This window comes from Glutamicibacter sp. 363, assembly GCF_052379505.1.
GTDB lineage: Bacteria > Actinomycetota > Actinomycetes > Actinomycetales > Micrococcaceae > Glutamicibacter.
Map to the genome: position 1 here is coordinate 34,183 of NZ_JBQSYR010000029.1, position 14,100 is coordinate 48,282.

The following is a 14,100-nucleotide window of genomic DNA, read 5'->3' on the forward strand; positions in this document are numbered from 1 at the left end:
TATGCCCGCGAACAAACAGGGGGTGGGCTTGCGGAGCGCGGACTGTGGATAAGCTTCCGCGCGGGAAAAACCGGGCGCTATGCCGGCTTGCTTGCGAGCATCAGCAGCGGGACCAGCTGCCGGGAGGTGATCGCCGCGCTCAGGTTCGCCACGGCCAGTGGGCCGTCCTCGCGCAGGACCAGCGGGGTGGCCAGCGGGTCGGTTCCCGCCGCCAGCGCCCCGCGCATCTGCTCCAGGACCTCGAGCACCTCCACGGTGCGCTCGACCTGCCCGGTGATCGCAAACCCGGCGTCCTTCAGCGCGCCGGCGTAGTCCGCGGCGGATTCCACGAAGGAGGCCTCGGCCCGCTCGGCCCACGGCATCGGGTAGGGCAGGTTGTTGGTGCCCATCAGGTCGTAGATGCCGAAGACCGCCCCGGGGCGCAGCAGCCGCCAGACCTCCGCGAAGACCGAAGGCTTGTCGGCCAGGTTCATGCCCACGTGCATCAGCACCGCCGCGTCGAAGCTGGCGTCGGCCAACCCGGTGTCGTGCCCCGGGCGCCGCAGCATGGTGATAGATCGATCCAGCGCGCAGTTCGCGTCCAGCTCCCGGGCGAGGTCCACAAATTCGGCGGTGATGTCCACCCCGGTGACCAGGGCGCCGCGCATGGCGAAGCAGCGCGCCGGCCCGCCCAGGCCGGCGCCCACGTCGAGCACCCGGGTTCCCGCGCCGAGTCCGAGGGAATTCGCCACGAAGCTGGTCGCCTGCAACCCGCCGGTGTGGAAATGGTCCGCCTCGCGCAACTGAGCCGGCTTGAAGGCCTGCGGATCCACTCCCGCGCTGCGCAGCGCGGCGAAGACCCGATCGCGCAGGGTGCCGCTGGTGTACCGGTCGAAGGATGGCTCGATGCTGTTCATCACTTGCTCCTTGGCAGCCGCGAGAGACGTGCAGGTCCCCGAGCTCGCGCGGGGTGCGACTCTCCTGTGCTCTTTAGTTTAAACCCTGCGGCGCCCCCGTGAACATGGCAAAGCGCCCCGGTCCTTCCGCTGGGGAAGGTCCGGGGCGCTGGGCCTGGCTGCTTTAGCGTGAACGGTAGTTCGGCGCCTCGACGGTCATCATGATGTCGTGCGGGTGCGATTCCTTCAGCCCGGCCGAGGTGATGCGCACGAACTTGCCGCGGGCCTTCAGCTCGGGGATGGTGCGCCCTCCCACGTAGAACATCGTCTGGCGCAGGCCGCCGGCGAGCTGGTGGACCACCGCGGAGAGCGGGCCGCGGTATGGAACCTGGCCCTCGATGCCCTCGGGGATCAGCTTCTCGTTGGAGGGTGCGTCGGCCTGGAAGTAGCGGTCCTTGGAGTAGGAGGTGTTCTTGCCGCGGGTTTCCATCGCGCCCATCGAACCCATGCCGCGGTAGGCCTTGAACTGCTTGCCGCCCATGAAGACCAGGTCGCCCGGGGATTCGGCGGTGCCGGCCAGCAGCGAGCCGAGCATCACCGAGTCGGCGCCGGCGACCAGCGCCTTGCCGATGTCGCCGGAGTGCTGCAGGCCGCCGTCGGCGATCAGCGGCACGCCGGCCGGGATGGCGGCCTTGGCGGCCTCGTAGATGGCGGTGACCTGGGGCACGCCCACGCCGGCGACGATGCGGGTGGTGCAGATCGAGCCCGGGCCCACGCCCACCTTGATGGCGTCGGCGCCCGCGTCGATCAGCGCCTGGGCGCCCTCGCGGGTGGCGGCCTGGCCGCCGATGACGTCCACATGCGCGGCGGCCGGATCCTTCTTCAGCCGGGCGATCATGTCCAGCACGCCCTGGGAGTGTCCGTTGGCGGTGTCAACCACCAGCGCGTCCACGCCGGCCTCGATCAGCGTCATCGCCCGCTCGTAGCCTTCGCCGAAGAAGCCCACGGCGGCGGCGACGCGCAGCCGGCCGTCCTCGTCCTTGGTGGCCAGCGGGTACTGCTCGGCCTTGTCGAAGTCCTTGACCGTGATCAGCCCGGTGAGCACACCGGAGTCGTCGACCAGCGGAAGCTTCTCGATGCGGTTCTTGGAGAGCAGCTCGATCACGGTATCCCGGGCGACGCCCTCCTTGGCGGTGACCAGCGGCATGCCGGTCATCACCTCGTAGACCTTGGTGGTCATGTAGTTCTCGCGCGGCACGAAGCGGGTGTCACGGTTGGTGATGATGCCCAGCAGCTTGCGGTTCTCATCGATGACCGGAAGGCCCGAGACGCGGTACTGGGCGCAGAGGTCGTCCCATTCGGCCAGAGTGGCGCCGGGGTGCACGGTGACCGGGTCGGTGATCATGCCCGACTCGCTGCGCTTGACCTGGTCCACCTGCTTGGCCTGGTTCTCGATGGACAGGTTGCGGTGGATCACGCCGATGCCGCCCTGGCGAGCCAACGCGATTGCCATGGAAGCCTCGGTTACGGTGTCCATCGCCGCCGAGCTGATCGGGGTCTGGATGTTGATGCGCTTGGTGAAGCGGGTGGTGGTGTCCGCGTCGGAGGGGATCACATCCGTGGGGCCAGGCAACAACAAGACGTCGTCGTAGGTGAGTCCTTCAAAGGCAAAGGGGTTGAACTCAGTCACGTAAGAACCTTTCGGAGCGAAAGCGGAGGTTGCTTAAATGGTAGATCCCTTTTGGGGTGCTGACGATTCCCGTCGGAGATCTGTGTCTAAGCTAACGTCACAGGGCCGGTTTTTTATTCCTTGTTCCAGCCAGTGGCCCGCGTGAAGGAGGCGGCGAAGCGATCGGCGGCGCTGGTCACAAAAGTCTTGGACAAATGCGAATCGTCCAGGTACACCAGCACGTTGCCGATCACCGCCTTGCAGGTGCCCGCCGGGCAGAGCAGCTCGGTCAGATCCAGCGAGACCACCCGGGAGCCGTAATCGTGGGTCTGAAGGAACCGGTCCACCGGGTTCACCTCAGCCAGCTTGTCGGTGGCCGGGGCGTCGCAGGCCTCGGGCGCGGCCCGGTTGCGGTCCACGCATTCGGGGATGGAATATTCATAGCGCGGGGTGTCGCGCATCGCGATCACCTGGCTGCCGGCCTGCACGAAGGGCTCGATGGCGCCGGCGTAGTCATCGGCCATGATCTCTTGGGCTCCGGCGCTGCGCCCGGCGTCGTCGGTCCAGGTTGCGGTGCGCGTGGCCACGGTGAGCACCATTTCCGGGGCCAGCGCCTCCACGTAGTCACGGGCCGCGGGCAGGAAGGCGGCGCATTCGGGGTCATCCAGGTTATCGGTGGAGCCGTAGCGGCAGCCCGGCTGGTAGATCATCACCCAGCTGCCGCCGGCCTCTTCGACGGTGCGCGCGGCGGCCTCGGACCAGTGCTGCACATGGGAGTCGCCGAGCAGCACCAGATCGGGCTTGGCCGCCGGATCCCCACCCTGGTTGCAGAACAGGATCGCAGGATCCTCGGGGGTGTGTGCACCGCTGCAGTTCTCACCCGGGGTCTGCCATTCGGTGTCCAGTTCGGTGCGCAGCGGCAGGGTGAGCGCGGCCGGGGACGGGTCCCAGGTGTCGGTGGCCATCGCCCCGGGGTTCTCCTCCGGGGCCTGCGCGGCGGCCTGCGCGCGGCGCTTTTCGACATTTGATTCCCAGGCGGCGATCGGCACGGAGGCCACCGAGAGGGCCACCACGATCACCAGCGCCTGGCTGACCAGCTTTGGCTGGCCCAGGAAGCGCAGCACCGGCAGGGCGCCGGCGCGCTGCACGGCCAGCAGCGGTTTCTCCACCCAGCGGGTGCTCGCCGCCGACAGCGCGATGGAGCCGAGAATCAGCAGCGCCCCGGCCAGCGGCGAGGCATGGTCCACCGGGGCCAGGTGCAGGTAGAAGACCAGCAGCGGCCAGTGCCACAGGTACATGCCGTAGGACAGTTCGCCGAGCTTCACCAGCGCCGCGTTGCCCAGCCAGCCGGCGGGGTTGATCCGACGTGCGGTACCCGGGGCGATGACCAGCAGGGCGGCACCCAGGGTGGGCACCAGCGCGAGGAAGCCGGGAAATTGGCCCTGCACGTCGAGCAGCGCGCCGCAGCCGATGATGATCACCAGTCCGGCCCAGCCGCCGATCCGGCGCAGCGCCTCGGGCAGCCGGGAGAGGGCTGGCAGGCCCAGGGCCAGCAGCGAGCCGAGCGCGAACTCCCAGAGCCGGGTGCCGGTGTGGAAGTAGGCCAGCTGCTGATCGGCCGCGGTGAGGTAGATGGAGTAGCCCAGCGAGCCGGCGAAGATGGCGGCGAACATGATGGCCGCGATCTTCGCGAAGCTGTGCCGGGAGAAGCAGCGCCGCCAGATGAACGCGGCGCCGATGAGCAGCAGCGGCCAGAGCAGGAAGATCTGGCCTTGGACCGAAAGGGACCAGAAGTGCTGCAGCGGGGAGGCGGCGGAGGTGTTGAAGGCGTAGTAGTCCACCTCGGCGGTGGCCAGCGTCCAGTTCTGGATGAAGAACAGGGAGGAGAAGGCTTCCTGGATGAGCGCCAGCCAGCGGGTTCCGGGAAGCACCAGCCAGGCGGTGAGCACGGTGGCGATGATGATCAGCGCCGCCTGCGGCAGCAGCCGGGAGAAGCGGTGCAGCCAGTGGCCGAGCACCGAGGGCTTGTCCCCTCCCTGGAGCTTGCGCGCCAGCGAGCCGGTGAGGAAGAAGGCCGAGAGCATCAGGAAGATGTCCACGCCGCCGGAGACCCGTTGGAACCAGATGTGATAGCACATCACCAGCAGCACGGCGAGCGCGCGCAGGCCCTGCAGATCGGCACGGAATTCCGTGCGCGGCACGGTGCTCCGTGGGCTGGGGATCGCTGATGACACGCGGTGCCGCTTTCCTCGTCGATTGGTGGGCAATTGTCCAAGATGGCAGTGATCGGCACCGGACAACCAAAGATTCTACCAAGGGCAGCTCCTTTTGCGCATAACGCGAGCTGTGCGAGCGCACCAGAGCCGGATAAGACTATCGGGCAAACCGGGATGACGTGCGGAATTTACCCCTCGGGCCGGGGCGAACTGTTTCTGTCACAGTGGGCGCGCCTCGCCCCGCGGCGGTGAAGCGCTGAGCGGCCGAAACCGCGCTCGCACGATATTGACTAGACTCATGATTGATTCTATTCACCTTTGCTCCAGGAGATTGCCCGATGCCACCGACTCCCCCGCCGCCAGGGCGGCGTGAACGCAACAAGCAGGCAAAGCTTGAACGGATCATCGCCGCGGCCAGCGAGCTATTTGCCGCCCGCGGTGTTGATGAGGTCACCACCCAGCAGATCGCCGACGCGGCGGACATCGGCACCGGCACCCTCTTCCTCTATGCCAGGACGAAGGGCGAGCTGCTATTGCTCGTGCAGAACCACCGCTACGCAAACTCCCTGGAGCAGGGCAACACTGCGGCCGCCGCGGCCTCGAATGCGCTCGACGCGATCATGGCGCTGCTGCTGCCGGTGATCGAGTGCAACCGGGTGCAGATCGAGAATGGGCGCACCTACCTGCGCGAAATGCTCTTCGGCGATCCAACCGAACCGCATCATGGCGAAGCGTTGACCATCGTGGGGCGCACCGAGCAGGCCATCGCCGACATCCTGGTCGCGCATCGGAGCCTGGACGCTGGGAAAGCGGCAACGCTGGCGCGAGTCATCTCCTCGGTCCAGTTCGTGGCCATGGCTTCGGCTATCGACCCGGAGATCTCCAGCGCGCAGCTAGCCGAGGGCCTGCGCGCCCAGATCGACGCCATCCTTCCGGGCTAGCCGGCGGAGCACAGGCGGAACGGGAGCATGGGTGCGTTCCGCTAGGGCACGGTGATGACCACTTTTCCCCGCAGGCCGCCTTCGACCATGGCACTAAGGGCTTCGGGGACTTGAGCAAAGCCAAAGGTCTTGCCGACTACCGGCTTGATGGCACCGGAGTCCACCAGCTCGGTGATGCGGCGCAGTTGGCTTCCGCTGGGCTCCATGAAGAGGAACTCGTATTTCACGCCCAGCCTCTTGGCTTGCCGGCGGATTTTTGAGCTGAGCGCACGGGTCACCAGCCCCACGACCGGGCTCAAGCCGCTCTCGGCGGCAAATTCCGGGGTGGGCGGACCGGTAATTCCAATGGCCTTGCCGCCGGCGCGAAGAATCGTCAACGACCTGGAGAGGTTCTCACCACCCAGGCTGTCCAGCACCAGGTCGAAATTCGACAGCTCCGCTGCGAAGTCTTCGGTCCGGTAATCGATCACCTGGTCCGCGCCGAGGGCACGCAGGAACTCGGCGTTCTTCGCGGAGGCAGTGGTGACCACGTGGGCGCCGAGGTGCTTTGCCAGCTGGATGGCGATGGTGCCCACGCCGCCGGCGCCGGCATGGATGAGGACCTTGTGCCCCGGCTGCAGGTTCCCCCGCTCGACCAGCGCCTGCCAGGCGGTGAGGGCCACCAGGGGAAGCGATGCGGCCTGCGCCTCATCGATCGACTTCGGCGCCAGCGCAACATCTGCCTCGTCCACGGCGATGCGTTGGGCAAAGCCACCGATCCGGTGATCGCGCGGCCGAGCATAGACCCGGTCTCCGCGGGCAAAGCCTTGGACGCCCGCCCCGACGCCGATGACGGTGCCGGCCACATCGTGGCCGAGGACCAGCGGCAGCTTGTAGGGCAGGAACGCCTTGAGCTGACCGGTGCGGATCTTCTCATCCAGCTGGTTTGCGCCGGCCGCCGCGATGTCGATGAGCACATCATGCTCCCCCACCCCGGGTTCCGGGACCTCGGCTTCCCGCAGGGTGCCCTTGTATTTCTCGATAATGAATGCGCGCATGCGTGCTCTCCTGGTGCAAGACGGTTGGCCATAGCCGATTAACTGATTCAAATCAATTATGAGCGCGCTCATTATTACTGTCAATGTTGACGCTTGTCACCTGAAGACGGCAAAAAGCCGCCGCCTCCCCCGCAAGACTGACGTCTTTAGGGGGAAGCGGCGGCTTATTGGTACTGCTAGTGGGCGTGAGCCTCTTCCTCGGGAGCCTTCTCGGCAACCAAGGTTTCGGTGGTCAGCACCAGGGCAGCGATCGAGGCCGCGTTGAGCAGCGCCGAACGGGTGACCTTGACCGGGTCGATGACCCCTGCGTTGAGCAGGTTCTCGTAGACGCCGGTCTTGGCGTTGAAGCCCTCGTTCGGGCCGGTTTCGGCCACCTTGGAGGCTACTACCGCGCCGTCGAATCCGGCGTTGGTAGCGATCCAGAACAGCGGCTGAACCAGGGCGCGGCGCACAATGCCCACGCCGGCTGCCAGATCGCCGGTCGCCGAGGCGACGCGGGCGTCTTCGTCCAGGGCCGAGAGCGCGTCAACCAGTGCGGTACCGCCACCGGCGACGATGCCCTCTTCGAGCGCCGCGCGGGTGGAGGACACGGCGTCCTCGATGCGGTGCTTGCGTTCCTTGAGCTCGACCTCGGTGGAGGCGCCGACCTTGATGACACCGATGCCGCCGGAGAGCTTGGCCAGGCGTTCGGCCAGCTTTTCGCGGTCCCATTCGGAGTCAGTGCGGGCGTGCTCTGCGCGCAGCTGGGCTACGCGCTCGGCGACATCTTCCTCGGTTCCGGCGCCATCAACGATGGTGGTCGAATCCTTGGTGATGGTCACGCGGCGGGCGGAACCGAGAACCTCGGTGCCGACCTGGTCCAGCTGCAGGCCGAGTTCGGCCGAGACCACCTGGGCGCCGGTGAGGATCGCCAGATCCTGCATCATGGCCTTGCGGCGGTCGCCGAAGCCCGGAGCCTTGACGGCTACCACGTTCAGCAGGCCGCGCAGCTTGTTGACCACCAGCGTGGACAGGGCTTCGCCCTCGACGTCCTCGGCGATGATCAGCAGTGGCTTCTTGGTCTCCAGCACCTTTTCCAGCAGCGGCAGGAATTCTGCCACGGTGGAGATCTTGCCCGGGTTGATCAGCACGACGGCGTCTTCCAGGACAACTTCCTGGCGTTCCTGGTCGGTGATGAACTGCGGGGACAGGTAGCCCTTGTCGAACTGCATGCCCTCGGTGAGGACCAGTTCGGTGGCGGTGGTCGAGGACTCTTCGATGGTGATCACACCGTCGGTGCCCACGGTCTTGAAGGCCTCGGCGAGCAGTGCGCCGATTTCCTCATCCTGTGCCGAGATGGCTGCCACGTTGGCGACCTTGTCTTCGACCGCCACGGCGTTGGCCTTCAGGCGTTCGGCGACAATCTCCACCGCCAGTTCGATGCCCTTGCGGATATCGCCCGGTGCGGCGCCGGCCGCTACGTTCTTCAGACCTTCCTTGACCAGTGCCTGTGCCAGCACGGTCGCGGTGGTGGTGCCGTCGCCGGCCACATCGTTGGTCTTGGTGGCGACTTCCTTGGCCAGCTGCGCGCCAAGGTTCTCATATGGGTCTTCCAGATCGATCTCACGCGCAATGGTGACACCGTCGTTGGTGATGGTCGGGGCGCCCCAGCTCTTGGCGAGCACCACATTGCGGCCGCGTGGGCCGAGGGTGACCTTCACCGTGTTTGCGAGCTTATCGATGCCCGCTTCGAGGGCGCGTCGCGCTTCCTCGTTGAATGCTAGCTGCTTAGCCATGCATTAACTCCTGAAATAGCATCGGTCGCAGTTCGGCCCCGAACCCCGCATGCGTAAACACGCCAAGGGGTTGGGACCGGAGAACTACGAGGTTGGCGTTACTTTACGACGACAGCCAGGACGTCGCGAGCCGAGAGCACCAGGTACTCTTCGTTGCCGACCTTGACCTCGGTTCCGCCGTACTTCGAGTACAGCACCACGTCGCCTTCGGCAACGTCCAGCGGAATGCGGTTGCCGTTGTCGTCAACGCGGCCGAGGCCTACTGCAACAACGGTGCCTTCCTGTGGCTTTTCCTTGGCGGAGTCAGGGATGACCAGACCGGAAGCGGTGGTGGTTACGGCCTCGACCTGCTTGATGACGATGCGGTCTTCGAGTGGCTTGATGGAGACAGACATGGTCTCTCCTTTTCGTGTATGAACCAATGAATGTAGGGTTTCGCCCTATGGCATTGGACCAACCGTCGTCGCGGTGCCAGTTGGTGTGATCCAGTCAGGCGGTGTGTCATTTCAAAAGGGACAAACGTCTCTTTCAAGTTGACACCCACAGATGACTTTAGGCCGTGGATTAGCACTCGGTCAAGGTGAGTGCTAACGATTGACCGTGTTCGTCACACTGGTTCGCCCAGAGCGCACTGCGGCCGACTCCTCGATGTCCTCCGGGGCGGAGAGATCCATCTCGGAAAGCTTGACCACCTTGGACTTGGTGACCATCCGGTGCACCAGCCACAGCCCCAGGAACAGCGGCAGGCCGATATAGGCCGAAAGCACTTCCAGCCCATGCCCGGCCATCACCGCCTGGTAGTTCTGCCCGACAATCACCGCAATGAGCATCACGAAGGCCACGATGGGTCCCAGCGGGAACAGCGGCGCGAGATAGGGCAGGTCCCTCACGCTATAACCCTGCGCCAGATAACCCCGGCGGAAGCGGTAATGCGAGATCGCGATTCCCACCCAGACGATGAACCCGCATAGCCCGGAGACGTTCAGCAACCAGGTGTACGCGGCGCCCTGGCCCACCAGCGCGGTCAGGAACCCGAAGAGGCCCACCGCCGAGGTGGCCAGCAAGGCCATGATCGGCACCCCGCGGGAGTTGGTGCGTCCGAAGACCTTGGGCGCCTTGCCGTCGTGGGCCATGGAGTAGAGCATGCGGGTCGAGGCGTAGAGCCCCGAGTTTCCCGCGGAGAGGATGGCGGTGAGGATGACCGCGTTCATGGCGGCGGCGGCAAAGGCGATACCGGCGCGTTCGAAGACCAGGGTGAACGGCGAGGAAGCCACATCGGCTTCGCCGCTGGCCAGCAGGCTGGGATCGGCGAAGGGGATCAGGCAGCCAATGACGAAGATGGCACCGATATAGAAGAGCATGATGCGCCAGAACACCCGGCGGATGGCCTTGGGCACTTCGCGGCGCGGATCCTTGGCCTCGCCGGCGGCGACGCCCACCAGCTCGGTGCCCTGGAAGGAGAACCCTGCAATCATGAAGACCGAGACGATGGACAGCCAGCCGCCGTGGAAGACGTCCTTGCCTTCGCGCCAATTGGCCAGCGGATCGGTTTGCGCGCCTAGCACCCCGAAGATCATCAGGATGCCGGCGGCCAGGAAGGCGACGACGGTGACCACCTTGATCATGGCCAGCCAGAATTCGCCTTCGCCGAAGGCCTTGGAAGACAAGGCGTTCAGCGCGGTGAGTGCCACCAGGAAGGCCCCGGCCCAGATCCAGCCCGGTACATCGGGGAGCCAGAAGCTCATGACGATGCCGGCGGCCACCAATTCGGCCGCGACGGTGATGGCCCAGTTGAACCAGTAGTTCCAGCCGATGGCAAAGCCGAAGGAGGGCGAGACGAAGCGGGTCGCGAAGGTCTGGAAGGATCCGGCCACCGGGATCTTGGCGGTCATCTCCCCCAGCGACTGCATCAGCAGGTAGACCATGAGGCCTACCGCGGCGTAGGCCAGCAGTGCGCCGCCCGGGCCCGCTTGGGCGATGGTGCCTCCGGAGGCCACGAAAAGCCCGGTGCCAATGGAGCCGCCAATAGCGATCATCTGCAGGTGGCGGCCGCTCAGCCCGCGCTTGAGCTGGTGCTCGGCCGGATCTGTTCCCGTTGCTGGATTCTCCGCCGCGGTGCCACGCTGCACCACTGCGGGTTGACTCGTGCTTTGCCTAAGTTTGTTCACAGGTGACATACAACACGAGAAGGCGGGGTTGATGCGACGTGCGCCACAGCAGGGGCGGGACTAGCGAGCGCCTCCCCCGCTCACCATGGCGCCGCCTTCGCGGCTGCAGGCCCACGCCGCTTCGCCTCGCGGGCTGGAGAAGACTAAAGCATGGCTGTTGGCATGATGGACGAGATGAAAGGTGCCCCATTCAAGAAGCATGCTTTGCTTGGCCTTGACCTATACAAGAGTTAGTAATACTTACTCTAGTTATCAGCCACCTGCGCCGGCTTTTTCACGGACGTGCCCGCAAAATCCTTGGACTGAAGCGCCTACCGCGACATTTCATAGGGCTTGATAGCTCGGAACAAACCCTTTCAATATGACGCGCATTTGTCACATTGAGTCAGTAGTAGGTCCCCCGAAGCCTCGTAATCCCGAACGCCGGGAAGGGTGCCGGATGACGATAGGCTTGTTCCATGGCCCAGGCTTCAAATGATTCAACACTCAATGACCAGTTCGCGGCTCTCCTCTCCCCCGAGGGGTGGGCTCTTTTGGCGACCGTCGATCCGTCCATGGCGGCAACCAAGGATGCCGCGTGGTCCTTGAACGAAAAACTGCGCAAGGAAGGTCATGACGCCCAGGTGGTGCGTGCGGTGATATCCCAAGCCGAGCTGCGCTTCCGCGGTCGGGTCAAGTTCGGCCCCTTTGCCGATACCCTCATCTTCACCCCCGCCGGGCTTGAGCAGGCCACCCGCCTGACCATCGCCGGGCTGCACGCCCGCCGCTTCGTCCAAGCTGGCAGCACCCACGTAGCCGACCTGGGCTGCGGCATCGGTGCCGACTCGATCGCCTTGGCCAGCGCCGGACTGCAGGTCACTGCCGTGGAACAGGATGAAACCACCGCCGCGGCTACCACCTTGAACTTGATGCCCTTCGAAAATGCCCGCGTAGTGCACGGCAGCGCCGAAACCGCGGACCTCACCGGCATCGATGGCGTATGGCTGGACCCGGCCCGACGCACCGACGCCACCGGCAGCACCCGCCGACTCTTCGACCCGGAGGCCTTCTCCCCTCCCCTGTCCTTAGTGGAGAAGCTCGTGGACTCCGGACTGGACGTCGGAGTGAAGCTCGGCCCGGGCCTGCCGCACGAAGCGATTCCGGCCGGCGCCGAAGCTGTGTGGATTTCCGATCATGGTTCGGTGATCGAAGCCGGGTTGTGGTTCGGCAAGCTGAAACGCCCGGAGGTGTCCCGCGCGGCACTGGTCATCGACAAGACCGGCGCTCATGAGCTGACCAGCGAGCTCACCGTGGAGCAGGATCCGCTGGCTCCGGTGGGCGAACTCGAGGCGCACCTCTACGAACCCGACGGTGCGGTGATTCGTTCGCACCTGATTTCCACACTGCTCGACTCCACCGGCGGACACCTGCTGGACGAGCACATCGCGTACTTCACGCATGCCGAGCAGCTGCAGACCCCATTCGCCCGCGGGTTCAAGGTGCTGGAGGTCCACGACTACAACGTGAAGAAGCTGAAGTCCTGGGTGAAGGCCAACGGCATTGGCAGCTTGGATATCAAAAAACGCGGAGTGGACGTGCTCCCCGAGGAGCTGCGCCGCATCCTGCTGGCCGGTGCCCCGAAGTCGGCGAAGAAGCATGCAACGCTCATTCTTGCCCGCATCGGCCAGAATCGTGTGGCCGTCGAGGTAGAACCGCACTAATCTATAGTGATGCACGTCCCACCGGATGAATGTCTTGGCCGGGGTGGCGCAAAAACTACAATAAGCATGGAAGGCCTTCGAATAATTCGATGGTTTAACCGTCTAGTTTTATTCGGCTCCGGAGCCTTCCGTCCGAGACGTCAGCAAGAGGAGCGCCGTGCAGAAAATCGAGTTCGCCAACTCATCCCAGTCCACCATTGGTGTTGAATGGGAAATCGCCTTGGTCAATCGCGAAAGCGCGGACTTGTGCTCGGTGGCCGAAAAAATCCTTGATCAGCTCAAGGAGGATACCGGACTGGGCCACGAGGATGAGCATCCCACGGTGAAGCCCGAACTGCTGATGAACACCGTTGAGGTGGTCACCGGGGTGCACAACACCGTCGCAGAAGCGGCCGAAGAGCTACGCACCAATGTGCGCATGCTCAATGAGGTGGCTGCGAAGCACGGGGTGGACCTGTATTCCGCCGGTTCCCACCCCTTCGCCGCGCCGATCTCACAGCCGGTCACCGATAAGGATCGCTACGCCAAGCTGATTGACCGCACCCAGTGGTGGGGACGCCAGATGGTGATCTACGGGGTACACGTGCACGTTGGGCTGGACAGCCGCGACAAGGCGCTGCCGATCACCGACGGACTGATCAACTACCAGCCGCATTTCCAAGCCCTCAGCGCCTCAAGCCCCTACTGGGGAGGCGAGGACACCGGTTACGCTTCGCAGCGTTCGCTGATGTTCCAGCAGCTGCCTGCCGCCGGAATCCCCTTCCACTTCAATTCCTGGTCCGAATACGAATCCCACGTGGCGGACATGCTTCATACCGGCGTGATCGATGACGTTTCGGAAATCCGGTGGGATGTCCGCCCGGTGCCGCGCTTTGGCACCGTGGAAATGCGCATCTGCGACGGACTGAGCTCCTTGGACGACATTACCGCAATTACCGCGCTGACCCAGTGCCTGGTGCACGATATGTCGCTGGCAATCGAAGCCGGATACAAGGTCCCTGTCATGCCGGCCTGGTTCCGGGTGGAGAACAAATGGCGTGCCGCCCGCTACGGCTTGGACGCCATCATCATCCTCAACGCCCAGGGCGACGAGATGCTGGTGACCGACCACCTGCGCGCCGAAGTGAAGCGTCTGGCGCCGGTTGCTGAGCAGCTTGGTTGTTCCGATGAACTTCAGGGAATCATTCGACTCATCGAGCGCGGCGCTGAATACCAATTGCAGCGCAACACCTTTGCGGCATCCGGTGGCGATTTCAAGGCAGTGGTGCAGGAGAACGTCGCCCGCATGAAAGCTGTGTAGCTCAGATTTCGTGTGAACCATTCGGATCCTCAGCCCCCATCCCCCAGTTTCCGGAAAAGTAGTTCCCGCCTGTCAACAGTCGCGGTCTTCGAGAGAGGACTAGATCACGTTGCTATATGCAGTAGCGGAAGCCGACGCAGAGTGTCCTCGTAACTCGCTTTAGTGGTCACTGCTCAAAGATACGAAACCGAAGAGACTGGAAGAACTACATCGAAATCTAGATGCGAGAAACTGATTGCGTTGACATCCTCTTATTGGAGCGACATGCTCGTTGGCTGTTGCTCATTCCTCAAAGGTTCGGCTTACGGAATGGGCGCGTGTCCAGAATCGAATCTAAAAGTAAGCCTCATCAATGTAGAGATCAGTCACTTTCACATTATTTCTAGGCTATACAACTTCAGATGCGGTGTCGTCCAGAT

The 14,100-nt window shown here is 64.3% G+C and carries 10 protein-coding genes; 3 read left to right on the forward strand and 7 right to left on the reverse strand.

Annotated features, from left to right (window positions below):
• Window positions 1-77: 77 nt before the first annotated feature.
• From ACT3UA_RS15805 to ACT3UA_RS15815, 3 genes are all read right to left on the reverse strand, one after another.
• Window positions 78-896 (reverse strand): class I SAM-dependent methyltransferase, encoded by an 819-nt coding sequence (locus ACT3UA_RS15805; RefSeq protein ID WP_096283026.1) that lies wholly within the window; start codon window positions 894-896, stop codon window positions 78-80.
• A gap of 163 nt (window positions 897-1,059) precedes the next feature.
• Window positions 1,060-2,565 (reverse strand): IMP dehydrogenase, encoded by a 1,506-nt coding sequence (gene guaB / locus ACT3UA_RS15810; RefSeq protein WP_096283025.1) that lies wholly within the window; start codon window positions 2,563-2,565, stop codon window positions 1,060-1,062.
• Between the two features lie 113 nt (window positions 2,566-2,678).
• A complete protein-coding gene (locus ACT3UA_RS15815; RefSeq protein ID WP_141393427.1) occupies window positions 2,679-4,778 on the reverse strand; it encodes an acyltransferase family protein in 2,100 nt (699 codons plus the stop codon).
• Between the two features lie 320 nt (window positions 4,779-5,098).
• On the opposite strand from ACT3UA_RS15815, the gene ACT3UA_RS15820 reads away from it, so the two are divergent.
• Window positions 5,099-5,701 (forward strand): TetR/AcrR family transcriptional regulator, encoded by a 603-nt coding sequence (locus tag ACT3UA_RS15820; RefSeq protein ID WP_096283023.1) that lies wholly within the window; start codon window positions 5,099-5,101, stop codon window positions 5,699-5,701.
• 41 nt (window positions 5,702-5,742) lie between these two features.
• On the opposite strand, the gene ACT3UA_RS15825 is transcribed toward ACT3UA_RS15820, so the two are convergent.
• The 4 genes from ACT3UA_RS15825 to ACT3UA_RS15840 form a co-directional block, all read right to left on the reverse strand.
• Window positions 5,743-6,738, reverse strand: coding sequence for an NADP-dependent oxidoreductase (locus ACT3UA_RS15825; protein WP_096283022.1), 996 nt, complete (start codon window positions 6,736-6,738; stop codon window positions 5,743-5,745).
• A gap of 176 nt (window positions 6,739-6,914) precedes the next feature.
• Window positions 6,915-8,513 (reverse strand): chaperonin GroEL, encoded by a 1,599-nt coding sequence (gene groL, locus ACT3UA_RS15830; protein WP_096283021.1) that lies wholly within the window; start codon window positions 8,511-8,513, stop codon window positions 6,915-6,917.
• A 98-nt stretch (window positions 8,514-8,611) separates the two neighbouring features.
• Window positions 8,612-8,908, reverse strand: a complete 297-nt coding sequence (groES, locus tag ACT3UA_RS15835; protein WP_096283020.1) for a co-chaperone GroES — start codon at window positions 8,906-8,908, stop codon at window positions 8,612-8,614.
• Between the two features lie 192 nt (window positions 8,909-9,100).
• Complete coding sequence (locus ACT3UA_RS15840) at window positions 9,101-10,549, reverse strand: amino acid permease (protein ID WP_217990324.1); 1,449 nt, start codon at window positions 10,547-10,549, stop codon at window positions 9,101-9,103.
• 590 nt (window positions 10,550-11,139) lie between these two features.
• Here ACT3UA_RS15840 and ACT3UA_RS15845 point away from each other — a divergent pair.
• Window positions 11,140-12,381 carry a class I SAM-dependent methyltransferase gene (locus tag ACT3UA_RS15845; protein WP_096283018.1) on the forward strand — a complete coding sequence of 414 codons (1,242 nt, stop codon included), beginning with the start codon at window positions 11,140-11,142 and terminating at the stop codon, window positions 12,379-12,381.
• Window positions 12,382-12,538: 157 nt separating this feature from the next.
• The gene (locus ACT3UA_RS15850; protein WP_096283017.1) at window positions 12,539-13,681 is read left to right on the forward strand and encodes a glutamate--cysteine ligase; all 1,143 of its coding nucleotides are present in this window, start codon (window positions 12,539-12,541) and stop codon (window positions 13,679-13,681) included.
• Window positions 13,682-14,100: the final 419 nt, after the last annotated feature.